At 63.4% G+C, this 26,427-nt stretch carries 28 protein-coding genes and 1 pseudogene; 18 read left to right on the top strand and 11 right to left on the bottom strand.

Annotated elements, in window-relative coordinates:
* Positions 1 to 5: 5 nt before the first annotated feature.
* Positions 6 to 431, bottom strand: coding sequence for a transcriptional regulator (locus B597_RS45070; RefSeq protein ID WP_003292195.1), 426 nt, complete (start codon positions 429 to 431; stop codon positions 6 to 8).
* Between the two features lie 265 nt (positions 432 to 696).
* On the opposite strand from B597_RS45070, the gene B597_RS45065 reads away from it, so the two are divergent.
* Positions 697 to 1,185 (top strand): hypothetical protein, encoded by a 489-nt coding sequence (locus B597_RS45065; protein ID WP_003292196.1) that lies wholly within the window; start codon positions 697 to 699, stop codon positions 1,183 to 1,185.
* A gap of 64 nt (positions 1,186 to 1,249) precedes the next feature.
* On the opposite strand, the gene B597_RS45060 is transcribed toward B597_RS45065, so the two are convergent.
* Entirely contained in the window at positions 1,250 to 2,086 is an 837-nt protein-coding gene (locus tag B597_RS45060; protein ID WP_003292197.1) for a CAP domain-containing protein, read from the bottom strand.
* Between the two features lie 151 nt (positions 2,087 to 2,237).
* Between B597_RS45060 and B597_RS45055 the strand changes: the two genes are divergently transcribed.
* The 10 genes from B597_RS45055 to glpK all read left to right on the top strand — a co-directional run bounded on the left by B597_RS45055 (position 2,238) and on the right by glpK (position 15,407).
* Positions 2,238 to 2,645 (top strand): hypothetical protein, encoded by a 408-nt coding sequence (locus B597_RS45055; protein ID WP_003292198.1) that lies wholly within the window; start codon positions 2,238 to 2,240, stop codon positions 2,643 to 2,645.
* Between the two features lie 224 nt (positions 2,646 to 2,869).
* Positions 2,870 to 4,924: a TonB-dependent receptor domain-containing protein gene (locus tag B597_RS45050; RefSeq protein WP_003292199.1), complete on the top strand. Its 2,055-nt coding sequence runs from the start codon at positions 2,870 to 2,872 to the stop codon at positions 4,922 to 4,924.
* A gap of 134 nt (positions 4,925 to 5,058) precedes the next feature.
* Positions 5,059 to 5,361: a hypothetical protein gene (locus tag B597_RS45045; RefSeq protein ID WP_003292200.1), complete on the top strand. Its 303-nt coding sequence runs from the start codon at positions 5,059 to 5,061 to the stop codon at positions 5,359 to 5,361.
* Entirely contained in the window at positions 5,358 to 6,923 is a 1,566-nt protein-coding gene (locus B597_RS45040; protein WP_024162544.1) for a PepSY-associated TM helix domain-containing protein, read from the top strand. The genes B597_RS45045 and B597_RS45040 overlap by 4 nt, the downstream gene beginning before the upstream one ends.
* Complete coding sequence (locus B597_RS45035; protein WP_003292201.1) at positions 6,920 to 7,255, top strand: DUF3325 domain-containing protein; 336 nt, start codon at positions 6,920 to 6,922, stop codon at positions 7,253 to 7,255. The genes B597_RS45040 and B597_RS45035 overlap by 4 nt, the downstream gene beginning before the upstream one ends.
* A gap of 191 nt (positions 7,256 to 7,446) precedes the next feature.
* Positions 7,447 to 9,447 (top strand): peptidase U32 family protein, encoded by a 2,001-nt coding sequence (locus tag B597_RS45030; protein ID WP_024162543.1) that lies wholly within the window; start codon positions 7,447 to 7,449, stop codon positions 9,445 to 9,447.
* 163 nt (positions 9,448 to 9,610) lie between these two features.
* On the top strand, positions 9,611 to 10,207 hold the full coding sequence (locus B597_RS45025) for a hypothetical protein (protein ID WP_003292203.1): 597 nt from the start codon (positions 9,611 to 9,613) through the stop codon (positions 10,205 to 10,207).
* Positions 10,208 to 10,607: 400 nt separating this feature from the next.
* The gene (locus B597_RS45020; protein WP_003292204.1) at positions 10,608 to 11,396 is read left to right on the top strand and encodes an ion transporter; all 789 of its coding nucleotides are present in this window, start codon (positions 10,608 to 10,610) and stop codon (positions 11,394 to 11,396) included.
* Between the two features lie 98 nt (positions 11,397 to 11,494).
* Entirely contained in the window at positions 11,495 to 13,855 is a 2,361-nt protein-coding gene (locus B597_RS45015) for a helicase-related protein (protein WP_003292205.1), read from the top strand.
* Between the two features lie 43 nt (positions 13,856 to 13,898).
* Positions 13,899 to 15,407 carry a glycerol kinase GlpK gene (gene glpK / locus B597_RS45010; protein ID WP_003292206.1) on the top strand — a complete coding sequence of 503 codons (1,509 nt, stop codon included), beginning with the start codon at positions 13,899 to 13,901 and terminating at the stop codon, positions 15,405 to 15,407.
* A gap of 35 nt (positions 15,408 to 15,442) precedes the next feature.
* On the opposite strand, the gene B597_RS45005 is transcribed toward glpK, so the two are convergent.
* A complete protein-coding gene (locus B597_RS45005; protein ID WP_003292207.1) occupies positions 15,443 to 15,733 on the bottom strand; it encodes a cell division protein ZapA in 291 nt (96 codons plus the stop codon).
* Positions 15,730 to 15,957, bottom strand: coding sequence for a hypothetical protein (locus B597_RS45000; protein ID WP_003292208.1), 228 nt, complete (start codon positions 15,955 to 15,957; stop codon positions 15,730 to 15,732). Before B597_RS45000 ends, B597_RS45005 begins: the two co-directional genes overlap by 4 nt.
* On the opposite strand from B597_RS45000, the gene B597_RS44995 reads away from it, so the two are divergent.
* From B597_RS44995 to B597_RS44985, 3 genes are all read left to right on the top strand, one after another.
* Positions 15,920 to 16,405, top strand: a complete 486-nt coding sequence (locus B597_RS44995) for a peptidylprolyl isomerase (RefSeq protein ID WP_330216726.1) — start codon at positions 15,920 to 15,922, stop codon at positions 16,403 to 16,405. The two genes, B597_RS45000 and B597_RS44995, sit on opposite strands and share 38 nt — an antisense overlap.
* Before the next feature lie 123 nt (positions 16,406 to 16,528).
* Entirely contained in the window at positions 16,529 to 16,897 is a 369-nt protein-coding gene (locus B597_RS44990) for a SpoIIAA family protein (protein ID WP_024162542.1), read from the top strand.
* Positions 16,898 to 16,993: 96 nt separating this feature from the next.
* Positions 16,994 to 17,458 (top strand): DUF3597 domain-containing protein, encoded by a 465-nt coding sequence (locus B597_RS44985; RefSeq protein WP_003292212.1) that lies wholly within the window; start codon positions 16,994 to 16,996, stop codon positions 17,456 to 17,458.
* A 43-nt stretch (positions 17,459 to 17,501) separates the two neighbouring features.
* Here B597_RS44985 and B597_RS44980 read toward each other — a convergent pair whose 3' ends face one another.
* The 4 genes from B597_RS44980 to B597_RS44965 form a co-directional block, all read right to left on the bottom strand.
* Positions 17,502 to 17,915 (bottom strand): HPF/RaiA family ribosome-associated protein, encoded by a 414-nt coding sequence (locus tag B597_RS44980; RefSeq protein WP_024162541.1) that lies wholly within the window; start codon positions 17,913 to 17,915, stop codon positions 17,502 to 17,504.
* A gap of 303 nt (positions 17,916 to 18,218) precedes the next feature.
* Positions 18,219 to 18,479 carry a hypothetical protein gene (locus tag B597_RS44975; protein ID WP_003292214.1) on the bottom strand — a complete coding sequence of 87 codons (261 nt, stop codon included), beginning with the start codon at positions 18,477 to 18,479 and terminating at the stop codon, positions 18,219 to 18,221.
* A 192-nt stretch (positions 18,480 to 18,671) separates the two neighbouring features.
* The gene (locus tag B597_RS44970) at positions 18,672 to 19,490 is read right to left on the bottom strand and encodes an inositol monophosphatase family protein (RefSeq protein ID WP_003292215.1); all 819 of its coding nucleotides are present in this window, start codon (positions 19,488 to 19,490) and stop codon (positions 18,672 to 18,674) included.
* Positions 19,491 to 19,750: 260 nt separating this feature from the next.
* Positions 19,751 to 19,987, bottom strand: coding sequence for a DUF2789 domain-containing protein (locus tag B597_RS44965; protein WP_003292216.1), 237 nt, complete (start codon positions 19,985 to 19,987; stop codon positions 19,751 to 19,753).
* Between the two features lie 122 nt (positions 19,988 to 20,109).
* Here B597_RS44965 and B597_RS44960 point away from each other — a divergent pair, with 122 nt between their 5' ends.
* Positions 20,110 to 21,042 (top strand): 2-hydroxyacid dehydrogenase, encoded by a 933-nt coding sequence (locus B597_RS44960; protein WP_003292218.1) that lies wholly within the window; start codon positions 20,110 to 20,112, stop codon positions 21,040 to 21,042.
* 33 nt (positions 21,043 to 21,075) lie between these two features.
* Here the strand turns inward: B597_RS44960 and B597_RS44955 are convergent, their stop codons facing one another.
* Positions 21,076 to 22,284, bottom strand: coding sequence for an ammonium transporter (locus B597_RS44955; RefSeq protein WP_024162539.1), 1,209 nt, complete (start codon positions 22,282 to 22,284; stop codon positions 21,076 to 21,078).
* 280 nt (positions 22,285 to 22,564) lie between these two features.
* Positions 22,565 to 24,061 carry a dGTPase gene (gene dgt, locus B597_RS44950; protein WP_003292220.1) on the bottom strand — a complete coding sequence of 499 codons (1,497 nt, stop codon included), beginning with the start codon at positions 24,059 to 24,061 and terminating at the stop codon, positions 22,565 to 22,567.
* An 86-nt stretch (positions 24,062 to 24,147) separates the two neighbouring features.
* Between dgt and B597_RS44945 the strand changes: the two genes are divergently transcribed.
* The 3 genes and pseudogenes from B597_RS44945 to B597_RS47880 all read left to right on the top strand — a co-directional run bounded on the left by B597_RS44945 (position 24,148) and on the right by B597_RS47880 (position 25,345).
* On the top strand, positions 24,148 to 24,345 hold the full coding sequence (locus B597_RS44945; RefSeq protein ID WP_003292221.1) for a hypothetical protein: 198 nt from the start codon (positions 24,148 to 24,150) through the stop codon (positions 24,343 to 24,345).
* Between the two features lie 8 nt (positions 24,346 to 24,353).
* A pseudogene (locus B597_RS47950) lies at positions 24,354 to 25,044 on the top strand (MOSC domain-containing protein).
* A 166-nt stretch (positions 25,045 to 25,210) separates the two neighbouring features.
* A complete protein-coding gene (locus tag B597_RS47880; RefSeq protein ID WP_256380753.1) occupies positions 25,211 to 25,345 on the top strand; it encodes a hypothetical protein in 135 nt (44 codons plus the stop codon).
* A gap of 40 nt (positions 25,346 to 25,385) precedes the next feature.
* Here B597_RS47880 and B597_RS44935 read toward each other — a convergent pair whose 3' ends face one another.
* Positions 25,386 to 26,270, bottom strand: a complete 885-nt coding sequence (locus B597_RS44935) for an O-acetylserine/cysteine exporter (RefSeq protein WP_003292224.1) — start codon at positions 26,268 to 26,270, stop codon at positions 25,386 to 25,388.
* Between the last annotated feature and the right edge of the window lie 157 nt (positions 26,271 to 26,427).

Raw genomic sequence — 26,427 nt, 5'->3', positions numbered from 1 at the left:
CGCGCTCAGCGCATCTTCTGGCCGTCCTTGTCCGGGGACGCACCGTCGCCCGCCTTGGCAAAGGCCTTGATCACATCGCGGACGACCTTGCGCTGTTCGGGCGGCAACGCCAGGAAGGCATCGATGGCTTCACGCTCGCGATAGAAACGTGGATCTTCCCACTGCGCCCGCTGCTCGCGGATCGCCGATACCGCACGATCGCCGAAGCGCAGTGCCTGGGGCTCGACCTTCAACCATTGTGCGATGACCTGGAGCTTGTCCTGCGAAGGAATGGACTTTCCGCCCAGCCAGCGTGAAACCGCCTGAAATGTGACTGACCGGCCCCAATAGCGGGAATTGAACTCTCTTTCCAGGACAGCTGGGCGATCAGGATAGCCAGCGGCGAGCATCGCGGCACGCAGGCGTTCGGCAAATTCCAGTTTTTCGTTCATGGAGGCGGACGTTAAATTCCAGCTCCATGCCTGACTGAACATTCGATTGTATTTAAAATTGAATTCATGATTTCATTCGCAACGAGAATGCAGGAGAAGGAACGCCGGTCACCGGCAAGGACGGTTGACCGCGCGCAGTTGAATTCGTCCAAGACATGCGTTCCCGCAAGCAACGCACATCCATTACGACGCAGCGGCGCTGCCCTCGGCCAATTGAGACCATGACCTTAAAGCAGGCGCTGCAGCGAAAGGAAAAGGAAAAGGAATGCCTACCCTTCATCATGTAACGTTCGAGAGTCACGACCTTTCCGTATTGCATCGGCCAGATGGCCTCCTGCTGCTGGACGGCCCGCCGCTGGCACAGTTGCTCGGTTATCCCGACGATCTCGGCGCGCTGCATGCCCACTGCCAGATCGAGGGCTTCGTCTTCGGCAACCAGCCGCGCCCAACCATCTGGATCGACATACGCAACGTCCATCGCCTGGTATGCCACAGTGAGCTATCGCTGGCCGGACGCTTGGCGCATTGGATCAGCCATTGGCTGCTGCCGCATTTCAGCAAACGCTCGCAGCCCCATATTCGGCATGCAGCCGTTGGCGAGCACCAACTGCATGTACTGACCTGGCAAAGCGACTGCTGGATTACCCTCAACGGCGCGATGCAATTGCTCGGCAGCGCAGACCAGAGCCTGTTGCAGGCCTTGGGTGAATTACGCGACACCTCCCGCAGGCTCGATGGCAGGCAAATCCAGTGAGCCTGCTGCAGCCCATGGCTGACGATGCTTCCCAAGCAGAACGCATTGCTCCCTAGCCACAGGCTCAGGGCGCGCCGAACATCGCCGTCCAGTAGATGGCCGCATCGCTCTGAGGGTCGACCGCATAGGCAGCGCCAAGCTGGGTGAACTGCGGGTTCATCAGGTTGGCGCAATGGCCCGGGCTGGCAAGCCAGCCGTCCAGCACCTTGCGCGGGGTCGGCAGCGCCGCGGCGAGGTTCTCGCCAACCAGGCCGCCGCCATAACCGGCAAGCTCCGCGCGATCGCCCGGAGTGCGCCCGTCCTCACTCAGGTGACTGAAGAAGTTCTGGTTGGCCATTGCGCGGCTATGGGCTTCGGCCGTGCTGCCCAGCGTCGCATCCCAGCTGAGCGGCCCTGCCGCGGCAAAGTCCTGTGTGCCGCACCGACGGGCAGAGGCACGCGCCGTATTGATCTGCTCCAGCAGTTTCTGCCCTTCGGCCTGCCAATCGCCCAAGCGACCATCGAGCAGCGGCCGGGCCACCACGATGCGCCAGTCGCGCCCATTGCGGCTTACCCCGATGTCGGTGAACTGCGGGTCGAGTATCACCCGGCAGAAACTCTCACGCAGCGCCTGCATCGCCGTCGGTGCATCCCGCGGCCCGGAAAGGCTGATGGCCTGAACCGTCACCATCGGGTAGGCCGCGCGGGACAGGGCATCCTGCAAATCACCGACGCCCTCGACGGGCAGGTTCAGACGCGAATCGGCGGTGAGCGGCGGCAGCTCTTCGCTGGCCTTGCTACCGCAGCGCTGCACTTCGCCGCGGTAGGCGTTGATCGACTCGATCAGGCGGGCCTCCTCGGCGGCCGCAACGCCAGCGATGCCCAATGTCGCGAGCAGCAGGACGGACGACAGAACACGCATGACAGTTCTCCAGCGAAATCCATGACGGAACGGAGCGCACCCGGCGCGAAATGAAGCGTCATGGTGCGCGACACTGCCGCGCTTGTCATCACCGGCCAGCATAAGGCCACGGACTGTGCGCCTTGCGCAGGCTTGGCTATGATCGAATGCCATGACCAGCCAACCACCGCTTCGCCAATCCTGCCCGCCCAATACCTGCACCTGCCGGCGTGACGAGCTGCTGGGCACGCGCGGTGCCGACGTGCGCATCCTGATGCTCACCCGCCACGAGGAAAAGCGCCTGCTCGATCGTCTGGAAAACGTGCAGAACCTTGAGGAGCTCCAACGCCTGCAGCAGCGCATGTTCGAGCAGTTGGGCATCCGCATGACCATCGCGCCCGGTCACAACGAAGTGCGCAGCATGCGTGGCATCGCCATCGAGTTCGCCGATCAGGCGGGACTTTGCCGCAAGACCCGCCCCGCCATTGCCGCCGCAGTCCGCCGCAGCCTGGAAAAGCGCCCGGAAATCGCCTGGCGCCTGCTTGACGCGCACGACCTGCTGGGCGGCCTCGGGTTCTGACATCCCTTGCGCCAGACGCCAAGGCGCGCTGACGGACCTACCGAATAGCCAGCTGTCTCGAACCTGCGAACATGTCGGAATGTATAGATTGTAAATGCACTTTACTCTCGAATGAGAATGCTTAGCATTGCCATCGGCGTTGTGGCCCTTGCTATCAATGCGCCTCGCTTGCGGCCACTCAAAGGACCGTAGAAGACGTACCGCTTCTCAGGGAGAAACTGTAAATGGTGATTTTCAATCGACATCGGCTGGCTTGCGCGGTCACGGCAGCCGCATGGATGGGCACATCGGCCTTTGCCCAAGAGCCAATCGAGCTGCAACCGACCACCGTGGTCACTGCAGCTGGATTCGAGCAGAACATTGCCGATGCACCGGCCAGCATTTCGGTAATCTCCCGTGAGCAACTCGAGAAACAGTCTTATACGAACGTCGTCGACGCCCTGAAAAACATTCCCGGCGTATATGTGACCGGCGGGGGGCAGATGCAAGACATCAGCGTGCGCGGCATGTCCTCTTCGTACACCCTTTATCTGGTCGACGGCCGTCCTATTTCGGCTGGTCGTTCCGTGAATACCAACGGCAGCGATGGCGGCAAGCAAGTCGGCCTGCCGCCACTGTCGATGATCGAGCGTATCGAAGTCATCCGCGGTCCGATGTCGTCGCTTTATGGCTCCGAAGCCATGGGCGGCGTGATCAACATCATCACCCGCAAGGGTGGTAACGACTGGGCTGGGACATTTTCCACCGAATACAGCCATTCGATGAATGACCTCCAGGAAGACGAAACTTACACCAGCCTATATCTCGGCGGCGCACTGGTGCCCGATTTGCTGGGCCTGCGCCTCGACGGGGGTTTTACCCGCACCCAGGAAGCTGAGTTCGTAGGTGGCGATGACGGGGCAGCCAGCACCCCCGACGGCAAACGCAAACAGGGTGGCGCGGAACTGTACTTCACCCCGAGCGCCAGCGACCGCTTCGCTATCAGTTATGAAGCCGCTCGCCTCGATGAGGCCAAGCATCCAGGTAAAAGCATCGATTCAACCGCAGTCGCCAGTACCACCGAATATGACAAGGACATAGTCGTCCTGAGCCACGATGGCCATTACGAGAACTTCCAAGTCAACACCTATCTGCAGAAGGATGTGTCAGAGCGAGTGCAGGATCTGACAAAGAAGGAAGAGGTACTCACCTTCAATACCCAGGCCAGCTATTTTCTGGGCGATCACGTAATCACGCTTGGCGGTCGATACAAGGAAGAAGAGCTGACCCGCAAGGACAACGGCCTGTTGAGCCTTCTTCCTGAAGCCGTCGGAGAAATGGATCGCTGGATCGCCGCGGTTTATGCAGAGGTCGACTGGGGCATCACCGATGATCTGCGAGTCACCACGGGCATGCGCTACGACGATGACGAGCTCTTCGGAGGCCAGGTATCGCCGCGCGTTTATGGCGTATATACCTTCACTCCCGAGCTGACCCTGAAGGGCGGCGTGTCCACCGGCTACAGACAACCGTCACTGACCGATGCCACCGAAGGCTTTGGTGGTACCACTGGTGGCAACTGGCAGAACGTCAATCCAGCACTGCCACATGCGCGCGCTATCAGCATCGGCAACCCCGACCTTCAACCTGAGACCAGCACCAATTACGAGGTTGGTTTCAACTACACAGATTCGGCAGCAGGTGTAAGCACAAGCCTGATGCTGTTCCACACCAAATACGAAGACAAGATCGCCGAGGATCGCTTCTGCTCGACCGACGCAACCGGCGATGCCAACCGTAACAATTATGCGGCCTGGGCCTGTAACTATGGTGGCGAGCAGTGGTACTTCCTCAGTACTCGTCAGAACATCGACGAGGCTGTTATCCAGGGCGTGGAATGGACGCTGGAATACGACATTGCGCCTTCGCTGCGTCTGAGCTCTAGCTACACGTACACCGAATCGGAGCAGAAATCCGGCGACTTCAAGGGCGAGCCGCTGAACAAGCAGCCCAAGCACATGGCCAACGCTCTGCTCGACTGGCAGATTACCAATCGGCTTTCTGGCTGGGTGCAAGGCAACTACCGTAGCAAGACTTCCGACTACATCAGTCGCACCAGCATGTCGGAAGGCACCCCAGGGTATGGCTTCGTGGATGTAGGCGGCGTGTACCGGCTAAACGAAAACATCGACCTGAAGGCCGGCCTATACAACATCGCCAACAAGGAAGTCACCAATGAAGACTACGAGGTGGTGTTGGATGGACGTCGCCTGGTTGTAGGTATGACGGTCGATTTCTAAGCGACCGCGACGCGAGCGCACTGTGTAATCTTCCCAGCGTGCCGCCCGCCTCGAAACCGACCGCCCGACCGGCTTGCATGGCAACCGTCGGGCGTTTTCGTATGACTTCAGCCGTTTCCCATCGGGAGCCTGTCGTGACTCGTTCCGTATCGCAAACGCGAAAAGCCTGGCCTGACATCGCCGCACGTGTCGTGCTCGCCATCCTTGGTGGCTATGCCTTTACCTATGCCGCCACGGCGGCGCTGGCGCGGCTGTTGCCGCTGGACCGCGTCGACGCGCTGGTAACGGCCTCGTTACCAGCGTTCGCGATCTATCTTGCCGTCATCCTCTGGGCATTCGCCGCAGCCTCCGTCCGTCGCCTGGTGGCTGGCCTGAGCAGCGCCCTGCCCCTGGCGGTCATCGGCTTCTGGCCGCAACTGCTGGAGCGTCTGGGATGAAGCACAGAACCATCACGCAATCCATGGCCTGGCTGCACACCTGGTGCGGGCTGCTGCTCGGCTGGGTCCTGTTCGCCATCTTTCTTACCGGCACGCTGGCAGTATTCGACAAGGAAATCAGCTGGTGGATGCAGCCGGAGCTGACCGATCAGGCCCAGTCGCCGGCAGCCGCCGCCAACGTCGCGCAGCGCTGGCTGACGGAGCATCACCCCGAGGAGTCGAACTGGAACATCAGCCTGCCGACGCAACGCTCACCGGATCTCGGCGTGTCCGTCGGCGAGCGCCGTCGCGGTGCCGCCGGCACGCATCTTGACCCACTTACGGGCGAGACCGTCGAAGCGCGGGAAACCGTCGGTGGCAACTTCTTCTTTCATTTCCACTACACGCTGCATATGCCGCGACTGATTGGCATCTGGGTGGTCGGATTCGCGGCGATGGCCATGCTGGTGGCGTTGATCAGCGGGATCATCATCCACAAGAAGATCTTCAAGGAGTTCTTCACCTTTCGCCCGGCCAAGGGGCAGCGCTCTTGGCTCGACGGCCATAACGCCAGCGCCGTCCTGCTGTTGCCGTTCCATCTGATGATTACCTACACGGGCCTGGTGATCTTCTTCCTGGTCTACATGCCGGCGGCGGTCGACGCCTTGTACGAGGGCGATCGCCAGGCCTACTTCCGCGAGACGCAGCCGGCCCGCGCGGCCGAACAACCGACACGCGGTGGGGGGCGTGGCGGCCAGCCAACCCTGGCACCGGCCGCACCCATGCTCGCGCTGGGTGACATCGTCCGCCGCGCCGAGGCGCATTACGGCGCCGGAATGATTGGCGGCCTGGCGGTGAGCAACCCCGGCCGCGCAAATGCCCAGGTCACCGCACGACCGGTGCTGGGCAACCGCATCGAGTTGACCAAGGGCGAAGGCATGACCTTCAGCGGTGTCACCGGCGAGCTGATCCAGGCACCCGAACCGTCACGTACCAGCCAGTTGACCCAGCGGGTGATGGCCGGCCTGCACTTCGCCCAGTTCGGCGGCTATCCGATGCGCTGGCTCTATTTCATCTGTGGCCTGGTCAGTTGCGCCATGATCGCAACGGGACTGGTGCTCTATGTGGTCAAGCAGCGCAAGCAGGCCAAGGCCAATCCGCATTTCCTGCGAGTCGTCGAAAGCCTGAACGTGGCCGTGGTCGCTGGGCTTTCCCTGGCCTGTGTCGCACTGCTGTGGAGCAATCGATTGCTACCCGCGGAACTGGCCAACCGGCAAGGTTGGGAGCTGCGGCTATTCTTCGGTGTCTGGGCCCTGAGCTGGCTGCATGCCTGGCTACGCAAGCCCGTACAGGCGTGGCGTGACCAGCTGTCTACCGCCGCGATGCTGGCGCTCGGACTGCCGTTGCTGGAGCTGATGACGGTCGACGCGGCACTGGATGGCATTCGCCAGTCCGTCCTCGCAGCGGTATTCGCCATGGGTCTGCTGGCCGGCTGGACCGCCTGGAAAATCCCTGCTCTGAACGCTACGAGGAAGGCCCGCCAGTCCCTGCTCGATCACCCTGCCCCGGGAGTCTCGTCATGAACGGGTCGGCCCTGATCGCCAGCCTGCTACTGGCCTATGCCGGCATGCTCGGTATCTGCATCGGCAAGGAGCGCCACTGGAAGCAATTGGTTCATTCACGCGTGCCCGTTCGGCTGCGTCGTCTGTGCGTTCCGGCTGGCAGCTTGCTGCTCGGCCTCGGTGTCTATGCGGCGGGACGGGTCTGGCCCGGTGGCATGGCATTGGTTGGCTGGTTCGGCCTGATCTCGCTCGCCGGTTTCGCCCTGCTCTTGCTGATGCCCTACGCGCCGCGGCTGGCGGCGATGCTGCCCGTGCTGGGCGGGTTGGCCTGGCTGATCGTGACGCTGGTTTGATGCGCCAGGCGGACGATCGGCCAACCGGAAGCGGTAGAGCCAGGCGCTGCCGATAGCCGCGCCGGCTTCGCCAGCCGTCCAGGCCGTCCGCGCCTCCATTGCCGCGATCAGGCCGCTCACCCGACGGCCAGTCCCAAACCGGCGGCAAGCCATTACAATGCGCGCCTTCGATTCGTAGCCGGTCCGCGCCCATGTCCCTTCCCAAGCACCATCTCGAACTGCTCGCCCCCGCCCGCGACGCGAGCATCGCCCGTGAGGCCATCCTGCATGGCGCCGACGCCGTGTACATCGGCGGCCCCAGCTTCGGTGCGCGGCATAACGCCGAGAACAGCGTGGCGGACATCGCCGAGCTGGTGAAATTCGCCCACCTGTTCCACGCGCGGGTGTTCGTCACGCTCAACACCATCCTCCACGACGACGAGCTGGAAGCCGCGCGCTCGCTGATCTGCCAGCTGCACGAAATCGGCGTCGACGCGCTGATCGTGCAGGACATGGGCATCATGGAGCTGGACCTCCCGCCCATCGAGATCCACGCCAGCACCCAGACCGACATCCGCACCCTGGAACGGGCCAGGTTCCTCGACAAGGCCGGCTTCTCGCAGCTGGTTCTCGCCCGCGAGCTGAACCTGCAGGAAATCCGCGCGATTCACGATGAGGTGGATTCGACGCTGGAGTTCTTCATCCACGGTGCGCTGTGCGTGGCGTTTTCCGGACAGTGCAACATCAGTCATGCACAGACCGGGCGCAGCGCCAACCGCGGCGACTGCTCGCAGGCCTGCCGCCTGCCCTACACGCTGAAGGACGACCAGGGCCGCGTGGTCGCGTTCGAGAAGCACCTGCTGTCGATGAAGGACAACAACCAGAGCGCGAACCTGAGCGCGCTGGTCGACGCCGGCGTGCGTTCGTTCAAGATCGAGGGGCGCTACAAGGATGTGAGCTACGTGAAGAACATCACCGCTTACTACCGCCAGCGCCTCGACGGCATCCTCGCCGAACGCCCTGACCTGGCCCGCGCCTCCAGCGGCCGCACCGATCATTTCTTCGTGCCGGCCCCGGACAAGACCTTCCACCGCGGCAGCACCGACTACTTCGTCACCGACCGCAAGATCGACATCGGCGCCTTCGATTCGCCGACCTTTACCGGTCTCGCCGTGGGCGAAGTGCTCAAGGTCGGCAAGCACGATCTGACCGTGCAGACCCGCGAGCCGCTGTCCAATGGCGACGGTTTGAACGTGCTGATCAAGCGCGAGGTGGTGGGTTTCCGCGCCAGCGTGGTCGAGATGCTCAGGCAGTTCGAGGAAGACGGCCAGTCGTTCTGGCAATACCGCGTCGAACCCAATGAAATGCCCACCGCGATGCGTCAAGTGCGCCCGAACCATCCGCTCAACCGCAACCTGGACCACAACTGGCAGAACGCGTTGCTCAAGACGTCCGCCGAGCGCCGCGTCGGTGTGCGCTGGCTGGCCAGGCTGCGCGCCGACCAGTTGGAACTGCACGTGACCAGTGAGGAAGGCGCCTATGCCAGCGTGTCGCTGACCGGCCCGTTTGGCGAAGCGAACAAGCCCGAGCAGGTGCCCGGCCAGATCGCCGATCTGCTGAGCCAGCTGGGCACTACCATCTACCACGCCGAAGAGGTCGAGGTGGATGCGCCGCAGGCTTTTTTCATCCCCAACTCGCAGCTCAAGGCGCTGCGCCGCGAAGCCATCGAGGCGCTGGGCGAAGCGCGCGAAGCCATCCGCCCGCGCGGCGGGCGCAAGCCAGTCAGCGTGCCGCCGCCGGTCTACCCGGAGTCGCACCTGTCGTTCCTGGCCAACGTCTACAACGAAAAGGCCCGTGCCTTCTACCACCGCTACGGCGTGCAGTTGATCGACGCAGCCTACGAGGCCCACGAGGAAACCGGCGAAGTGCCGGTGATGATCACCAAGCACTGCCTGCGCTTCTCCTTCAACCTCTGCCCGAAGCAGGCCAAGGGCGTCACCGGCGTGCGCACCAAGGTCGCACCGATGCAGCTGGTGCATGGCGATGAAGTGCTGACCCTGAAGTTCGACTGCAAGCCCTGCGAGATGCATGTGATCGGCAAGATGAAGGGGCATATCCTCGACCTGCCACAGCCGGGTAGCACGGCGAGCGTGGTCGGGCATATCACCCCGGACGATCTGCTCAAGACCATTCGCCGCTCGTCGCAGGCCTGAAAAGCCGGTGCGACGCCCGGGCGGCCGTAGCTGACGGCCGCCCGGCTCATGTTCGCACACACATTCGCCGGAACCATCGCCCGCGTCGTCGCGCCCAAGATTCATGGCTGTTGCCAAACCCTCCATGAATCGCAGCCCAGGCTGCACGACACACAGGTGCCCCATGAAACAGATCCTGATCGCCGCATTCGATCGCTACGAACAAGCCCAGCAGGTCAAGCAGGAGCTGCTGCAGCAGGGTATAGCCGACGAGGACATCCAGCTGTCCGCCTCCATGAATCCGGCACAGGTCGATGGCAGCCGCGTGGAAGTCGTCGGCGAAGAGCCGGACGAGGACGCTAGCGTGGCGGACAGGATCGGCAGTTTTTTCAGCAAGGTCTTCGGTGACGGCGCGCCGGCCCACGCCGGCCGCTATCCCGAGGCTGCGCGCCAAGGTTCGACCGTGGTGACGGTATCACTGAGCGACGAGGGGCCGGTTTCGATGGTCGAGCAGGTGATGGAGCGCAACGGTGCCATCGATATCGACGAGCGCAGCGCCGGATGGGGAGAAGGCGACGCCACCCCCGTCACTGCCAGCACCGAGACGCTCACCACCGGCTACCCGGACGCCACTTCGATCAGTGTCGACGAACGTGAACTGGATGGCAGCGCAACACCGAAGCGCGGGCAGGACTGTGGCTCGATTCCCGGTCGTGCCGAGAACGCAAAGGCAGCCGGACGCGACAACACGGCGGGCCACGTGCGCATCATCCCGCGCTAGGTTCTGTACGAAAAGTCGTCGAGCGAAGGTCAGGCGAGGCAAAAACGGGTGAGGAAGCGGCGTTTACGTGCTGTAAATGAGCATTCCGAACCCGTTTTTAACGAAGCATCACCGAGCGCAGGCACTTTTCGTACAGAGCCTAGGCCAATCCGGTATCGTCGCCCTCCAGCCCCGCCTGCAGAGCGGCTGGCGATAGAAGGAGTTCTCGAGTTCCACCACCGAGAGACACCCGCCATAGCACTTCGGGTGCGTACCTGCCTGCGCAAATGACAGCCAGCTCAGCCGATACGAATAATCTCGCGCACTTCCATCCCTAACACTCCTGCCCATCGTTCCGGCCCGGTTACCTCGGTGTGCTTTAAACTTGCGCCCCACCTGCCCCACGAAACCCGGTTGACTCATGAAGCAGCGCGCCGTCACACCCTTTCAGATATTCATCCTGTTGCTATCGGTCTATGTGCTCGGTGCGCTGGTGGCCGATCTGGTGTTCGACCTGCCCGACGACGTATCGGTGCTGCTCGGCTATCTGGACAATATCGTCTGCTTCTTTTTCTTCATCGATTTCTGGATGCGCCTGCAACAGGCCGAGGACAAGCTGCGATTCATGCGCTGGGGCTGGATCGATCTGCTGGCCAGCGTTCCGGCCGGCGGCTTTCAGGCGGCGAAGCTGTTTCGCGCCTTGCAGATCCTGCGGGTGCTGCGGGCGATCAAGTCGTTGCACCTGATCTGGCGCATCCTGTTTCGCAACCGCGCCGAAGGCATCGTCGCCTCTGCCGCCACGGCGACCATGCTGCTGGTGGCGTTCGGCGCGCTCACCATGCTGCTGGTGGAGGCGCCGAACCCCGAGAGCTCGATCAACACGCCGGAAGAGGCGCTGTGGTGGGCGTTCGTTACCGTCACTACGGTCGGCTACGGTGACTTCTACCCGGTCACGACTTTGGGCCGCATCGTTGCAGTACTGCTGATGGTATCCGGGGTCGGCCTGTTCGGCAGTTTCGCCGCCTACATCGGCTCGCTGTTCGTCGCCGACCGGCGCGAGGACGACAGTCGTGACCAGTTGGCCGATCGTGAAGCACTGCAACGACTGCTCCTGCAGGTGGAAACCCTGACCGAGGAAGTACGCGGCCTGAAGCTGCAACTGGAGGACAATCGCCGAAGCGACGATGATGCGCTGCAGCGAGGAGGTTGAAGTCGCCAAGCCCTGGCCGTCGGCCAGGAGCACGGCCAGCCGAGCGCTCGGCGGCTTCGAGAGTCCAAATGAAACACTGATCAGCAAAGGCGTCGATCATGGCCAAGGCCGGAGGCAAGCAGTTCAAATCCGTCAGGCTCGAGCGTCTGGCGCGCTTCATCGAGTGGGCGACGGCGCGGCATCCGGATTTCGTCGCGAAGAAGCATCATCAGGAAAAATGGTTCACGCCTTACATCGGTTACCCCATCGTCGGACTGGGGCGTGCAGCCAAGGCGTTCTGGCTGGGGCTGCATGAGCAGGCGGTGGACGACCTGCTGGCCGAGCCCGCGGCCGACGAGTTGCTCGACCGGGTGGTCAGCCGCGACATTGGCGAGATCCACTGCAGTGTCGACGTGTTCGGCAGCGAAAAGACCTTCAGCCTGGGCTCGCCGGCCCAACTGCTGGAGCCGGACTGGGCGATGCGCCTGGACGATAGCCCGCACCGCGCCGACTTCAGCGGCAGCCTGGAGCGCACGGTGCAGGCCTATGTGCGCGGCCGCCTGCAGCTGCTCGAACGGTCCTTCGCGGAAATGGACGAGGACGATCGCCAGCGCTGCCTGGCGCGCGTCCGTCCGGAACTGTCACGGGTCGATGAATTCCTGCCGCACGCCATCGCCACCCTCAACGAGATTCGCCACGAGCTGCGCTACAGCGTGCCGCTGCGCCATGGCCATCTCGAACTGGAGCTGCAGCGGCGTATTCCGGCCGGTCAGGATCATGTGCTCAGCGCCGCGGAAGTCGAGGCGTGGAAAGGCGCGGATCGCGACGAACTGCAGGCCACCTTCGCCCGCATGCTTGAACTGGCCGGTGATTTCGACCTGCTACAGCTCGGTCACAAACGCCTCACCGAACTGCTCACCCTCGAACCCGGCCGCATGCGCAAGGCCATCCGCGCCGCCCGCCGCGAGCATGAGGAGAGAATGGCGTTCGCCGTGCTGCTGGAAAACGACCCGCGTTTCGTCCACTACCACCAACTCTATCCCGCGCGCCGGCTGACACGGCGCTGGACCGCCCTGCTCGGCCCCACCAACAGCGGCAAGACGCATCGTTCCATCGAGGCGATGGCCGCCGCCGAGCATGGCATCTACCTGTCGCCGCTGCGCCTGATGGCGCTGGAGAACCAGGAACGCATCGAGGCGATGGGCGTGCCCTGCTCGCTGGTGACCGGCGAGGAGGAAATCATCCGCGAAGGGGCCACGCATTTCTGCTGCACGGTTGAGGAGTTCGCTCGCTTCCGCCATCAGCACTGGGACGTGGTAGTGGTCGACGAGGTACAGATGATGGCCGACCCCCAGCGCGGCTGGGCCTGGGTCGATGCGCTGGTCAGCGCGCACACTCAGGCGCTGATGATGACTGGCCCGGCGCTGATCGAGCCTTCGCTGCGTACGCTCTGCGAACTCTGCGAAGACAGGCTGGTCGTGCAGCGCACCAAGCGTCTGTCACCGGTGGAGGTGGCGCGCCGGGCGACGACGCTGGAGCGCCTGGAACCCGGCTCGTTGCTGGTGGCGTTCAGTCGCAAACTGGTACTGGAGCTCAAGGGCATGCTCGAAAGCGCCGGCAAGAGCGTCTCGGTGGTCTACGGTGCGCTCTCGCCAGAGGTACGCCGCGAACAGGCACGACGCTTCCGTGAAGGCGAAGCGGACATCATGGTCGCCACCGATGCGGTGGGCATGGGCCTCAACCTGCCGGCGCACACGCTGTGCTTCTACAGCGACGAGAAGTACGACGGCATCCAGAATCGCCAGCTCAAGGTGCAGGAAGTCAAGCAGATCGGCGGCCGCGCGGGGCGTTTCGGCCACCACGACAGCGGCGAGATCACCGCCCTCGATGCGCAGACGCTAAAGTCCATCCGTCAGCTGTTCAATAGCCCCGACGCGCCGGTCGACCTGAGCCAGTTCCAGGTGCGCCCGTCCATCGACCATCTCACCGCAATCTCAGAGCTGATGGGCGAGCCCAGCCTGCTGCGCGCCTGGCTGACGTTCAACCGCAACATCAATTACGGCGAGGCGTTCATTTCGGTGCTGCCGGATGAACTGGCCGAGTGGATCGAGCTGATCGACGACCCGAAGATTCCGCTCCGACTGCGCTGGACCTTCGCCTGCACGCCGATCCGTGGCGGCTTCGACAGCCCCGCCAGCCAGCATGCGCAGCGCTGGATCAAACGCGTCGCCGAAGGTCACGCCATCCCGATGCCGCGCCTGCTGCTCGGCTCCGACCTGGCCAGCCTGGAGAGCACCCTGCATGTGGTGGAAACCTACCTGCACCTCTCCCGCGCCCTGCCCGAGCACTTTGCCGAACACGACCAGGGCGAAGACGCGCGCAAGCTGCTCAACGACGCCATCACCCGCGAGCTCTCGCGCCAGCGCAAGCCACGGGCTGCGCGGCGCGGCGGAGGCCGCAAGGCAGGCCGGCGGCGCTGAGCCGCGGTCCGATGTCAGCAAAGTTCGCCAAGGAGCCATCGCCATGAGCACTCGGAACAAGCAGTTCATCGTCGCCCTCGACCAGGGCACCACCAGCTCCCGTGCCATCGTGCTGGATCGCGACGGCAACGTGGTGAGCATCGCCCAGCGCGAATTCGCGCAGATCTACCCGCAGCCGAGCTGGGTCGAGCACGACCCCATGGAAATCTGGGCCACCCAGAGCGGCGTGTTCGTCGAGGCCCTGGCGCAGGCCAGCATCACCAACGAGCAGGTAGCGGCCATCGGCATCACCAACCAGCGCGAAACAGCCATCGTCTGGGACAGGAACAGCGGTCGGCCGATCTACAACGCCATCGTCTGGCAGAGCCGCCAGAGCACGCCGATCTGCGACCAGCTCAAGCGCGACGGCATGGAAGAACACATCCGCAAGACTACCGGCCTGGTGATCGATCCCTATTTCTCGGGCACCAAGATCAAGTGGATCCTTGACCATGTCGAAGGCAGCCGTGAACGCGCCCGCCGCGGCGAGTTGCTGTTCGGTACCGTCGACTGCTGGCTGATCTGGAAGATGACCCAGGGCAAGGCTCACGTCACCGACTACACCAACGCCTCGCGCACGCTGCTGTTCGACATCCACAAGCTGGACTGGGACCCGGTGATGCTCGACGCGTTGGACATCCCGCACCAGATGCTGCCGCAGGTGCGCTCGTCCTCCGAGGTTTATGGTCACGCCTATCTGGGCTCCGGGCAGAGCACCGGCATCCCCATCGCCGGTATCGCCGGCGACCAGCAGGCGGCGCTGTTCGGCCAGATGTGCGTGGAGCCGGGCCAGGCCAAGAACACCTACGGCACCGGTTGCTTCCTGCTGATGAATACCGGGACCAAGGTGGTGCAATCCGAGCATGGCCTGTTGACCACCATCGCCTGCGGGCCGCGTGGCGAAGTGAACTATGCGCTGGAAGGCGCGATCTTCAATGGCGGCTCGACCGTGCAGTGGCTGCGCGACGAGCTCAAGATGCTCAACGAATCGCTGGACTCCGAATACTTTGCCAGCAAGGTAGCGGACAGCAACGGCGTCTACCTGGTCCCGGCCTTCACCGGCCTAGGTGCACCCTACTGGGACCCGCGCGCCCGCGGCGCGCTGTTCGGCCTGACCCGCGGGGTCAAGGTCGACCACCTGATCCGCGCGGCGCTTGAATCGATCGCCTACCAGACCCGCGACGTGCTCGACGCCATGCAAAAGGATTCGGGAGAGCGCTTGCGTGCCCTGCGCGTGGACGGCGGCGCGGTCGCCAACAATTTCCTCATGCAGTTCCAGGCCGACCTGCTCGGCACCCGGGTCGAGCGCCCGCAGATGAAGGAAACCACCGCACTTGGCGCCGCCTATCTGGCCGGGCTGGCCACCGGCTTCTGGAGCGACCTCGACGAACTGCGCGGCAAGAGCAGCATTGAGCGGGTATTCGAACCGGCGTGCGACAGCGCGCGACGCGAGGCACTCTACAAGGGCTGGAAAAAAGCCGTAGAGCGCACGCGCAACTGGGCTGACGACTGACCCTCAGCGCTCCCGGCCAGCAGCTGGGCGAGGCCTCATCCACCCTGCGCCTTGAGCTGCTGGCTGATGCGCTCGACACTGGCCGCGATACGCCGCTCGGCGTCGTGCAGCTGCTCATTCTGGCGCAATAGCGGAACGCAGAGATTCAGCGCAGTCAGCACCAGCAGCTTGTCGCCGGTGGCACTGGGAAACTGCCGCTGGCTGTCGGCGAGATGTCGCTGCAGCAGCGCCGCGGCCTCCTGCAACAGGGCATCCTGGCTGGGTGGGGCCCGGAACGAATATTCGCGTCCGAACACCTTCAGTACCTGAACCCCGCCAGCGGTCATGCGGCGCTGCTGCTGGTTGCGCGCTCCAGCAACGACTGGAGCCGAGCCAGGGTCGCGCCCTGCCTGTCCTCTTGCTCCAGCGCGGCCAGTTGCAGGTTGTCGTTTTCCTCACGCGCCTGCTGCAGTTGCTGCTCGAGCAAGGTGCAATGTTCACTCAACTGCTGGTTGCGCTGCAGCAGATCGTTGATGACGGTTTCGAGTTGGGCGAGTGTGGTCTCAAGCATGGAAGGCTCCGGACAGTTTAAAAAGGGCGCGAGAGTACCCGAAAGCAGCGCCCGCATGGGCTTTCCGTTGCAACTTCAGGTCGCTTATTTGCCGGGATTTCGCCTCGGTCGCCAAGGCCGGCGGTTTGCGGTAGCCTCGGCAGCCTATCTGAAGAGGAGTGTACCCATGGCACGAGCCACCGCCCGCCACATCCTGGTTTCCACCGAAGCCAAGTGCAATGAACTGAAAGCCGCCATCGAAGGTGGTGCCGATTTCGCCCAGGTCGCCAAGGAAAATTCCAGCTGCCCGTCCAGCCGTGACGGCGGCAACCTCGGCTCCTTCGGTCCGGGCCAGATGGTCCGCGAATTCGACACCGTGGTGTTCAGCGCGCCGCTCAACGAGGTGCAAGGCCCGGTGAAGACCCAGTTCGGCTACCACCTGCTGGAAGTCACCAGCCGCGAAGACTGATCGCAGCGCACCCTGCCGCAAAAGCGGGGATGCGACCCTGCATCCCCTCCCCGGCGGCCCTTCCCTCGCGCTCCGCGGATTTCGACCTATCCTCAAGAGCAGACTCCATGCGAGGGAAAGCTCATGTTCCGAGTGACACGCGTCGCCCCCGACCGTATCGATGTCAACGTGGCCGGCCGGCTGGACAGCGCCGCCATGCGTGCGGCGCTGGACGATCTGCTGTTCAAGTCGGAAGGCATCAATCACGGCCGGATGCTCTATCGCATCGACGACTTCGACCTGCCGACCCTGGGGGCAATCGCCGTAGAGCTGTCCCGGCTACCGCAGTTGTTTCGTTTCGTCCGTCGCTTCGATCGCTGCGCCGTGATCGCCGGCAAGGACTGGTTGCGCAGGATCAGTGAAGTCGAAGGCGCGCTGATTCCCGGCCTGACCATCAAGGCATTCGATCTGCATCAGGAAAGCGAGGCATTGGCCTGGCTGGATCGCTGCTGAGCAGGTGCCATCGGTCATTGTCCGACCTGCGGAAACGAATGGGTTACCCCGGGACGCTGTCGAATGCTCACATCAACAGCACGGAGGAACCGCTCCATGGGACTTTTCGACACGATCAAGGCGAAGCTCGGTCTGGGTGACGTATCCAACGAAGCGCAGAGCAAAGCCGAAGTGCCACCTGCCGACCCGAGGACATCGAGCGCCGAGGGCATAACGCTGGACAATGACAGCCCCTCGACGACCATCAACGCAACGACTGCGCCGCACATGGACCTGAACAGCCCTTCGGCAACGGACAACGGAGTGAATGTGGTCGCGCAACTGGAGGGCAAGGCAGCCCAGCATCCGGAGGCGCTCAACTGGCGCACGTCGATCGTCGATCTGCTGAAGCTGTTGGGACTCGATAGCAGCCTAGAGGCCCGCCGGCAGCTGGCCACAGAACTGGGTTGCCCGCCGGAACAAATGGCGGATTCGGCTCAGATGAACATGTGGCTGCACCGGGAGGTGATGAAGCGCCTGGCGGAACACGACGGAAGTATTCCGCCGGAACTGCTGGGCTGAGATGCAAAGGGCCTTCCCTATGGAAGGCCCTTTGCCGGTAGTGTCATGAATTGCGAACCAGCTCGTCCGCCAGGAAATCCTCTTCGAGCAGCGCGTCGCGGTCCTCAGCGCCCCCCATGACCATCTGCGGCTGGGCCGCCGAGCGCTTGCTGCGCAGCTTGCCGAACTGATGAGCGAGCGCATTGTTCAGCTTGTCGACGGCGCCATCGAGCGCCAGCTCCAGTGATTCGGCCTTGTGCGTAACGGAAACCGGCTGCAGTCCCTTCGGTCGTGCTTCGATCTGGCAGCGCTTGTCGTGCGCGCCGGCCTTGTCACCGTTTTCGTCATTGAGATGAACAACGACCCGAGTCAGCTCCTCATCGAACCGGTCCAGTCTGCTGGCGACACTGGCACTTACCCAATCGGCCAGACGGGCACTGCCTTCGATGTGGTTATCGCTGTGAACCTGGATTTGCATAAGTCGTCCTTACTTCCGCTTATGAACACCACCGTTGCCAGTGGCTTGCTGATAGCTATGCCACCGTTTCGCTTATTAAGCAACGAGCAAAACGTCACCGACTCACTTCTTGATGGAGGGAATTTTCGCTTTGCTATCCGAAACTTAGTCGGATCGACGCCAATGTCGGCGTGAACTCCGACAGATCGCAGCGAAAAAATTTGCGGCGCTGGCTCACCGAACGCGAGCCCTGGGACGGCGATTCGGCTCGGCGGAACAACGCGCCAGGGCGTAAATGCCAGGCGCGTCGATCGGTTGCCAGCGTCAGGCTGCCTTCTGGAACAGCTGTCGCCCGTGGTCGAGCTGCTGGTCCACCAGCCATTTGCCATGGGCGATGGACAGGCGCTGCGCCTTTTCCAGCTGATCCATGAAGGCATGCTCGAGCGGCAGCGGCATGCGGCGGGTCGTGTGTCCGCCTGGTTCGGTAATCCGGCAGCCGCCCGCCCAGGGTGTCGGGGTTCCGGGATACTCCATCACCTCGGCGGTGATGACGTGATCGCGGTAGGTGCACTGCATCATGGTCATGATCGTTACCTCGCTATGTGCGGGCGCCATCAGAGCACGCAGGTCGGCTAGGGCCTGATGGACTGCCGCTTTCCCTCCTCTGAAACGGGCCGTTGCCAGACTGGTTGCCGGCCCCATCGCGTCAGAACGGTATAGCACAGGCTGCGCGGCTCGTACCGATCAAGCCACCGCAGGGCGACGAACGCAGACGACTCAGGCGTCCAGTGATGGCCCGATCAGTTCGGCCAGTTGGCGATACACCCCGGGCGCCGCTACCAGGTAGGGATTACCCCGGAGCAGCCCATCGTTGCGGAAGAAATCATTGCGCACCCCACCCGCCTCGGCCACCAGAACCAGCCCTGCCAGGCAATCCCAGCTCTTGAGCTCGGTCTCGTAATAGCCGATCAGCCGCCCGGCGGCGACATAGGCCGTCATCAAAGCGCCGGAGCCGTTACGGATGAACATGCCACCCTCTGCCAGCAGCTTCTGCAGAAACGGAATGAAGTGCTCCTTGCCGCGGGGATGAAAGGTGCCCACGCCCGTCAGCCCCTCGCTTACATGAGTCGCCGTGCTGACCTTGAGCGGCGTGTCGTTGACATAGGCGCCCCGGCCCTGGCAACCGTGGAACAGCTCATCATGGTTCGGATCGGCAATGGCGCCGATACAGGGCTGGCCGTCGACCAGCAGGCCTATGGATACGCACCAGTTATGCAGGCCGTTGACGAAGCAGGCCGTGCCATCGATGGGATCGATCACCCACACGCAGCGTGCCCGGAGGTCGGCCGAGCCACTTTCCTCGCCGAGAAAACCGTCCTCGGGAAAGCATTCGGCAAGGCGCCCGCGGATGAACGCCTCGATCTGCTTGTCGGCAACGCTGACCACATCCTGCCGATCGCTGCCCTTGTGCTCGACGGTCAGCGCTTCACGCTGCCGGTAGAAATTCATGCCCAGCTGTGCAGCCTCCAGCGCCAGGCTTCGGGCACAGGCATAGCGTGCATCGAGATCGAGATCGTGGTGAATCGGCGCGTTCATGAGGGGTCCTCGAAACAAATGCGGGCATTCTAGTGGCCTGTGCGGTTGGTTACCTCAAGTTCGGATGATCAGGATGTACGAGACAAGATGCAGCGCGGCTGAGCGCGCCACCGCCCGAGCAGAACGTTCTATCGCAGGCGCCGGCCAGTCTGGCGCGGAGCAGATGAAGCACATGCCGCTGCACAAGCCGTACTGAGCGATCTGGCGGGCAACGGCGGCCAGGGTCACGGCCGACCTGCGCGCCGCCGCCAGCTGGAGTCTCAGCGTTCGTGCAGCCGGACGTTGAGCTCGTCGACGATCGGTGCCCACTCGGCGTCCTCCGACCACTCATCGCGCAGCAACGCGCGCTGAGACTCGTTCCAGAACGGCGCATCGGCCAGGCGCACGTCCTCCGGTAACGGCGAGTGCTTGGCGATGAAGGCGTCGATGCTGGCCGGGTCGGATGCCAGGCCCAGTTGGTCGAACAGGGTGCCGAGGTCTTTGTTGGGTAGTTCCATGGTGCTCTCCCTACGTATGAACAGGCTGACAGCACGCCTTGCACGTGCTTCGATAGTGAATGATCAGAGGCCGCGCAGCTGTGTACAGTTCCGTGGCGCACGGCGACGGAGGAACGACCGGCATGGACATACTGCTCTGTGGCAGCTTCGACGAGGACGAGCGCGACGCCTGGCTCGCAGAGCTGCGAGATGCCGTGCCCGACGCCCGCTGGCACCTGTCCGCCACGGCTGAAACGGCCGGGCAGATCACCGCGGCAGTGGTGGCCAACCCACCCCAGGGTTCGTTGCTGGGACTGCCCAATCTGCGCCTGATCCAGTCGCTCTGGGCCGGCGTGGATCGGCTGCTGAGCGACCCGGACCTGCCGGATGTGCCGGTAGCACGCATGGTCGACCCGGCCATGAGTGCCGCCATGGCCGAAACCGCACTCTGGGCGACGTTGTCGCTGCATCGGCATTTCTACGACTATGCCCGTCAGCAGCGCAGCCATGATTGGAAGCCGCTGCCGCAACGACGAGCCGACGAGCTTGAAGTGACGTTGCTGGGCATGGGCCAGATGGGCCGTGCCTGCGCCAACGCATTGCGCGCGCCGGGCTATCGGGTGACCGGCTGGAACCTGCACGGTGGCGCCACGCCAGGCGTGCCGCTGGAGCACGGCCTGGAGGCTCTGTGGCCGCTGCTCGCACGCAGCGACATCGTCATCAACCTGCTGCCATTGACCGTGCACACAGCCGACTTGCTGGACCAGCACTTTTTCAACGCCCTGCGACCCGGTGCCGGCCTGGTCAACCTGGCGCGCGGCGGGCATGTCGTCGAGGCGGACTTGCTACAAGCGCTCGACAGCGGCCAGCTTGGCCACGCCGTGCTCGATGTGTTCCGCAGCGAACCGCTGCCGGTTGAGCACCGACTCTGGAGCCACCCGCGAGTCACCGTACTGCCCCACGTGGCAGCCATGACGGATATGCGCAGTGCAGCACGAATCGTCGCGCGAAACCTGCAGGCACTGCGTGACGGCCAACCCTTGAGTGACCTGGTGGAACGCAGCCGCGGCTACTGAGCCACGGCTGCGCCGTTGCCATGACCGGCCGGCTCAATCGTGGCTGAGCGCACCGATGCGGTGAATCGACAGGTCGGCGCCGTTGTACTCCTCCTCCTGACTCAGGCGTATGCCCAGCGAAACCTTGAGCAGGCCATAGACGCCAAAACCTCCGACCAGCGCCACCAGCATGCCGGCCGCGCTGCCAAGCACCTGGCTGGTCAGGCTGACACCGCCGAGCCCGCCCAGCGCCGCCTGGCCGAAGATGCCGCAAGCGACACCGCCCCAGATGCCACACAGGCCATGCAACGGCCAGACGCCCAGCACGTCGTCTATCTTCCAGCGATTCTGAGTGGCCGTGAACGTCCAGACGAACAGCGCCCCCGCGACAGCTCCCGTGGCCAACGCCCCAACAGGGTGCATCAGGTCGGAGCCGGCACACACCGCAACCAGCCCGGCCAACGGACCGTTGTGGAGAAAGCCCGGGTCGTTGCGACCGACCAGCCAGGCCGCAGCGGTCCCACCGACCATCGCCATCAGCGAGTTGACGGCCACCAGGCCGCTGATGCCTTCGATACTCTGGGCGCTCATCACGTTGAAACCGAACCAGCCGACGATGAGAATCCACGACCCCAGCGCCAGGAAGGGGATGTTCGACGGGGCGAAAGCCACCAGCCGTCCATCACGGTAGCGACCGTTGCGGCGACCGAGCAGGATCACCGCACCGAAGGCCAGCCAGCCGCCCATGGCGTGCACCACGACGGAGCCGGCGAAATCATGGAAAGGCGCACCGAACTGGTGCTCCAGCCAGGCCTGGAAACCGAAGTTGCCGTTCCATATCAGACCTTCGAAGAACGGGTAAACGAAGGCGACGATCAGCAGGGTCGCACACAACTGCGGACCGAACCGCGCCCGTTCGGCGATGCCACCGGAGATGATCGCCGGAATGGCTGCAGCGAAGGTGAGCAGGAAGAAGAACTTCACCAGTGCGTAGCCATGATCGGCGACCAGTTGATCGGCCGGCTGCATGAAGGTCACGCCATAGGCAATCCAGTAGCCGACGAAGAAATACGCCAGCGTGGACACCGCGAAGTCGGTGATGATCTTCGACAAGGCATTGACCTGATTCTTCAGCCGCACAGTGCCGACCTCCAGAAAGGCGAACCCGGCATGCATGGCCAGGACCATCACCGCGCCCATCAGGAGAAAAAGGGTGTTGGAGCCATGGACGAGGGTTTCCACAGCGCTATTGAGGTTTTCCATGGGTTTACTACAGCCTCACGGGTCGAACGCACCAAAACGGTAACCCACTCATGGCAAATGCACCGAGATGCATCACTTCGCCATGAGTAATCACCACCGCCTGCAGCCGGAGTCCGCTGACAGCCAAATGCTGAACAGCGCTGAAACCTTATATATCAAGAGGTTACAGAAGCGACCGGATTCTCGCCGTGCGCCATTACGGGGCTCACACGGCGACTGCTGCACCAAGCCATAGCAAGGCCTGTACCAAACGCGATCACCAGGATGTTGCGGTGCGCGATCAGAGGGCAGAAAGCGTGCGGAATTCGTCCTGGGCCAATTGGTCGGTCAGGCCACTGATGTAGTCCTGAAGCATGCGGTTGCGGTAGTAGAACTCCCAGAGAGGGTCATTCGCCTGTGCCGAGGCGTGATCCTCGAGCGCTTCGTGATAGGCCTTGAGCAATTGGTTGGGCAGGCGACGCGCCAGCATTTGCAGATGAGGCTCGCTGCGGCAGGTCCCGAGCGTCAGCGCCTCGAAGACCGTGGCCGGCACGCGCAGCAGCGGTGCATAGAATTCCAGCAATCCCTGCAGGATGCGGTAGCCCTGCAGCTGCAGCGTCTCCACCTCGCGGTGGCAGAACACCCGGTCCATCGCCACGTCCTTGAAGGTCTGCACGATGGCATTGGGCAGGCTGTTGTCTTCCAGCAGCGCGCGATCCAGCGTGCCGTGGTAGACCGCCTCGATGTTGTCGATGAACTGCCGCGCGGCATGCTGCACCAGCGGATGAACCATGTTCACGCGCAGCCAGATGAAGAATTCGCCGGCCTTGTTGATCGGCTCTTTGTGCGCCCGCTCCAGCGCATAGTTGAGCATGCTGCGAAAGCTGCGCTCGGGCCCCGGCACCGGCGCATCGACCGCCCCATGCAGCGCGAACTTTTCCAGCAGCAGCTGCGCCAGCTGCTCGATGCTGAAGATGCCCTTCTCCACCGAGTCCTCGATGTCGGCCAGGCAGTAGGCGATGTCATCGGCCGCCTCCATCACATAAGCCAGCGGATGTCGCGTGCCCGGGCGCATGTCGAGGGCGCCCTGCAGGGCGCATACGAATGACTCCTCGGACAGGTAGAAGCCCGGCTTTTTCTGCAGGTAGGCCCCCGGCGTGCCCTTCGCAGCCCTGGCCTGGTAGGCCGGACGCACGTACTTGAGCAGGCCGGCCGTCTGCGTATAGGTCAGGTTCAGACGTTGCAGCGAAACCACCAGGCGAATCGCCTGGGCGTTGCCCTCGAACTGCTTGAGATCATCGAGCATCCGCGTGCGCAGCTCTGACACGCCCTGCCCTGGCGGTACGGCGGCCGCAAACAGGGCGTCAAGATTGCGCCCGAACCACTCGCCGATGGCATACTCGCCGAAATGACCGAACGGTGGATTGCCGATGTCGTGCATCAGACAGGTCATCTCGACCAGGCTTTCCAGTGCACCTTCCAGGCCATCCAGACCATAGTCCGCCGATCGCTCGCCCAGCTGTTTGTACAGCGTGCGGACGATGAAGCGGCCGGTCTGCTGCACTTCCAGTGAGTGTGTCAGACGGCTGCGCACGGCAGCATTGCGCTCCAGCGGAAATACCTGGGTCTTCTGCTGCAGGCGGCGCACTGCAGCGGAATTGATGATCCGCCCGCGATCACTTTCCAGCTGGTCAATGACCGCGCCCAGGTCGCCGTCACTGGCCCGCAGGCAAGCCTGTACCTTGCCATAGGGCCGTTGACGGGAGATCTTGTGCTTGAAATTCACGGACACCGGCATGCATCGTTCTCGTGACGCGAAAAGAGCCATCGAGCCTAACGCGCACGCCCGGGGTTTACCATGGTCCGCCATCATCGGAGAACATCGTGAGTCGTGCCGACTTTCATCAACTCAATGCCGAACGCGCCACGGCCGAAGCCCTGCGGCTGCTCGGCCAGCGTGCCGAACTCGGCCCGCGCTGGCTGACCTGGGTCGCCAGCGAGTTGTATCGGCTCAGCCCGCCGCCATACGCCGCGATGGTTCGGCGCGAACTGCAGCGCCTGACCCTGGCGCAGCAATCTTGATCGACGCGCTGCACGCGACCTGGGCGGTCAGCGGCCCGCTGCTGTGCCGGCAGTTCTCGCCACTGCCGGATAGCGGCAAGGCCAGCGCAATGGACAAGCAGCCGAGCGAAACACCGCTCTGGCTGAGCAGGGACGGACTGCGCGGCGACCGGATCGCCGACCGACGCTTTCACGGCGGCCCGGATCGCAGCCTGTGCCATTACCCTACCCAGCATTACGCCCATTGGCTGCGCCGCTTCCCGCAGCTGCGCGGGCGGCTCGGCATTGGCGCCTTTGGCGAGAACCTGGGTAGCCAGTCGCTGGATGAAGAGCAGCTTTGCATCGGCGATCGCCTGCGCTGGGGCGATGCGCTGATCGAAGTGAGTCAGCCACGCTCGCCCTGCATCCGGCTGGACAACCGCCACGGTATCCGCGGGCTGGCGCGCGAGCTGTCGGCGAGCGGTCGTACCGGCTGGCTCTACACGGACCATGGAAGAAGGCACCGTGCGACCTGGCGACGCGCTGCTGTTGCTCGAGCGACCGCATCCGGAGATCAGCGTGGCACACCTGTGGCGCTGCTTTCTCGACCCGGCACTGGCCGCCGACGAACTGCTGCAACTGGCCGCGTTGCCGGGCCTCGCCTTCGAGTATCGGCAGCGCTTTCGCCAGCGCTACGACATCCATAGCAACCGACGAAACCAGGGCAACCTGTTCGACTGAGCTTGCGCAAAAGCATGCGTGCAAAGCTGCACGGCAATGCCATACTGCAGCGGTCAAGGCAGACACCGGGCCGCAGGAGCTACCAGCACCGTGCGCTCACGCGCCGCTGGCGGCAGGGCCTGTAAACATCAGGAATTGTCCTACCACGCAATCAGAGGTGAACACCATGAGCAAGGGAATGGACGCGAAGAAAAGCGGCAAGAAAAAGCCACTGAAGACAGCACAAGAAAAACGCATGGCCAAGCGTGACAAGAAGAGCGGCTCCACCACGCTACTGGGTGCCCACGCCGCGACTCATTGACGCGACGGCTGTCCCTACGCCCGGCCCAATGCCGGGCGTTTCAGGCTCTGGCCAAGCGCAACCGGCCGAAAAGCCAGCCACCGGCCACGTTCACCGCCAGACCGATCATGACCAGCAGCGCACCCGCCAGTTGCAGCGAACCCAGGCGCTCACCCAGCAACAGGCTGGCCGAGGTAAGCCCGACCACGGGTACCAGCAGCGAAAACGGCGCCACCTGGCTGGCCGGATAGCGCGACAACAGCCGGCTCCACAAGCCATAGCCGAGAATCGTCGCACCGAATGCGAGGTAAACCAGCACCAGCACCGTCTGCCAACCGATACCACGCAGTGCCGCCTCGATCACCACCGGACCCTCCAGCCATAGCGACAGCGCCAGAAATGGCAGCGGCGGCACCAGGCTACCCCATACCACCAGCCCGACCAGATTCACCTTGCCGACCTTGCGCGTGACGATATTGCCCAGCGCCCACATCGACGCCGCACAGATGGTCAGCAAAAAACCGCTCAGGGTCATGCCCAGCCCACTTTGCGCACCAATCAATGCCAGCCCGCATGCCGCGATCACCAGCCCCAGCAAATTGGCCGCGCGCAGCCGCTCGCCCAGAAAAAGCGCCGCGAAGAACAGCGTGAAGAAGGCCTGCGACTGCAGCACCAACGACGCCAGCCCTGCCGGCATACCGTGCTTCATCGCAGTGAAGAGGAAGGCGAACTGTCCCAGCGAGATGGTCAGCCCATAAGCCAGCATCCAGCGCAACGGCACCTGCGGACGGCGGATGAAGAACACCGCAGGCACCGCCGCCAGCATGAAGCGCAGGGCACCGAGCAGCATGGGCGGCACGTCGTGCAGACCGACCATGATCACCACGAAGTTCATTCCCCAGACGACGATGACCACCAGCGCGAGCAACAGATCCCGAGGCGACATGGCGACGCACCCTCCCAGCGAAAAACCCATTAGAGCCGCGGCACATGGCAACGGCTCCATACAGTGACCGGGTAATTGAGCGGCACAGTCGCCGCACGCGCGCCCGTCGATCGGACCAGGCGCCACATGGCCGGCCGTGCCGCGCGACGAAACCTGG

Origin of the sequence: Stutzerimonas stutzeri KOS6 (assembly GCF_000307775.2) — a bacterium.
Classification (GTDB): domain Bacteria; phylum Pseudomonadota; class Gammaproteobacteria; order Pseudomonadales; family Pseudomonadaceae; genus Stutzerimonas; species Stutzerimonas stutzeri_B.
The sequence above is the reverse complement of the archived record's forward strand: the minus strand, read 5'-3'. Positions and strand labels throughout refer to the sequence as shown.

Excerpts from the sequence above, each read along its gene's own strand:
- B597_RS45070 (WP_003292195.1), bottom strand. The coding sequence starts at position 431 with ATGAACGAAAAACTGGAATTTGCCGAACGCCTGCGTGCCGCGATGCTC.
- B597_RS45065 (WP_003292196.1), top strand. The coding sequence starts at position 697 with ATGCCTACCCTTCATCATGTAACGTTCGAGAGTCACGACCTTTCCGTA.
- B597_RS45060 (WP_003292197.1), bottom strand. The coding sequence starts at position 2,086 with ATGCGTGTTCTGTCGTCCGTCCTGCTGCTCGCGACATTGGGCATCGCT.
- B597_RS45055 (WP_003292198.1), top strand. The coding sequence starts at position 2,238 with ATGACCAGCCAACCACCGCTTCGCCAATCCTGCCCGCCCAATACCTGC.
- B597_RS45050 (WP_003292199.1), top strand. The coding sequence starts at position 2,870 with ATGGTGATTTTCAATCGACATCGGCTGGCTTGCGCGGTCACGGCAGCC.
- B597_RS45040 (WP_024162544.1), top strand. The coding sequence starts at position 5,358 with ATGAAGCACAGAACCATCACGCAATCCATGGCCTGGCTGCACACCTGG.
- B597_RS45035 (WP_003292201.1), top strand. The coding sequence starts at position 6,920 with ATGAACGGGTCGGCCCTGATCGCCAGCCTGCTACTGGCCTATGCCGGC.
- B597_RS45030 (WP_024162543.1), top strand. The coding sequence starts at position 7,447 with ATGTCCCTTCCCAAGCACCATCTCGAACTGCTCGCCCCCGCCCGCGAC.
- B597_RS45025 (WP_003292203.1), top strand. The coding sequence starts at position 9,611 with ATGAAACAGATCCTGATCGCCGCATTCGATCGCTACGAACAAGCCCAG.
- B597_RS45020 (WP_003292204.1), top strand. The coding sequence starts at position 10,608 with ATGAAGCAGCGCGCCGTCACACCCTTTCAGATATTCATCCTGTTGCTA.
- B597_RS45015 (WP_003292205.1), top strand. The coding sequence starts at position 11,495 with ATGGCCAAGGCCGGAGGCAAGCAGTTCAAATCCGTCAGGCTCGAGCGT.
- glpK (WP_003292206.1), top strand. The coding sequence starts at position 13,899 with ATGAGCACTCGGAACAAGCAGTTCATCGTCGCCCTCGACCAGGGCACC.
- B597_RS45005 (WP_003292207.1), bottom strand. The coding sequence starts at position 15,733 with ATGACCGCTGGCGGGGTTCAGGTACTGAAGGTGTTCGGACGCGAATAT.
- B597_RS44995 (WP_330216726.1), top strand. The coding sequence starts at position 15,920 with ATGACGGTTTCGAGTTGGGCGAGTGTGGTCTCAAGCATGGAAGGCTCC.
- B597_RS45000 (WP_003292208.1), bottom strand. The coding sequence starts at position 15,957 with ATGCTTGAGACCACACTCGCCCAACTCGAAACCGTCATCAACGATCTG.
- B597_RS44990 (WP_024162542.1), top strand. The coding sequence starts at position 16,529 with ATGTTCCGAGTGACACGCGTCGCCCCCGACCGTATCGATGTCAACGTG.
- B597_RS44985 (WP_003292212.1), top strand. The coding sequence starts at position 16,994 with ATGGGACTTTTCGACACGATCAAGGCGAAGCTCGGTCTGGGTGACGTA.
- B597_RS44980 (WP_024162541.1), bottom strand. The coding sequence starts at position 17,915 with ATGCAAATCCAGGTTCACAGCGATAACCACATCGAAGGCAGTGCCCGT.
- B597_RS44975 (WP_003292214.1), bottom strand. The coding sequence starts at position 18,479 with ATGACCATGATGCAGTGCACCTACCGCGATCACGTCATCACCGCCGAG.
- B597_RS44970 (WP_003292215.1), bottom strand. The coding sequence starts at position 19,490 with ATGAACGCGCCGATTCACCACGATCTCGATCTCGATGCACGCTATGCC.
- B597_RS44965 (WP_003292216.1), bottom strand. The coding sequence starts at position 19,987 with ATGGAACTACCCAACAAAGACCTCGGCACCCTGTTCGACCAACTGGGC.
- B597_RS44960 (WP_003292218.1), top strand. The coding sequence starts at position 20,110 with ATGGACATACTGCTCTGTGGCAGCTTCGACGAGGACGAGCGCGACGCC.
- B597_RS44955 (WP_024162539.1), bottom strand. The coding sequence starts at position 22,284 with ATGGAAAACCTCAATAGCGCTGTGGAAACCCTCGTCCATGGCTCCAAC.
- dgt (WP_003292220.1), bottom strand. The coding sequence starts at position 24,061 with ATGCCGGTGTCCGTGAATTTCAAGCACAAGATCTCCCGTCAACGGCCC.
- B597_RS47880 (WP_256380753.1), top strand. The coding sequence starts at position 25,211 with ATGAGCAAGGGAATGGACGCGAAGAAAAGCGGCAAGAAAAAGCCACTG.
- B597_RS44935 (WP_003292224.1), bottom strand. The coding sequence starts at position 26,270 with ATGTCGCCTCGGGATCTGTTGCTCGCGCTGGTGGTCATCGTCGTCTGG.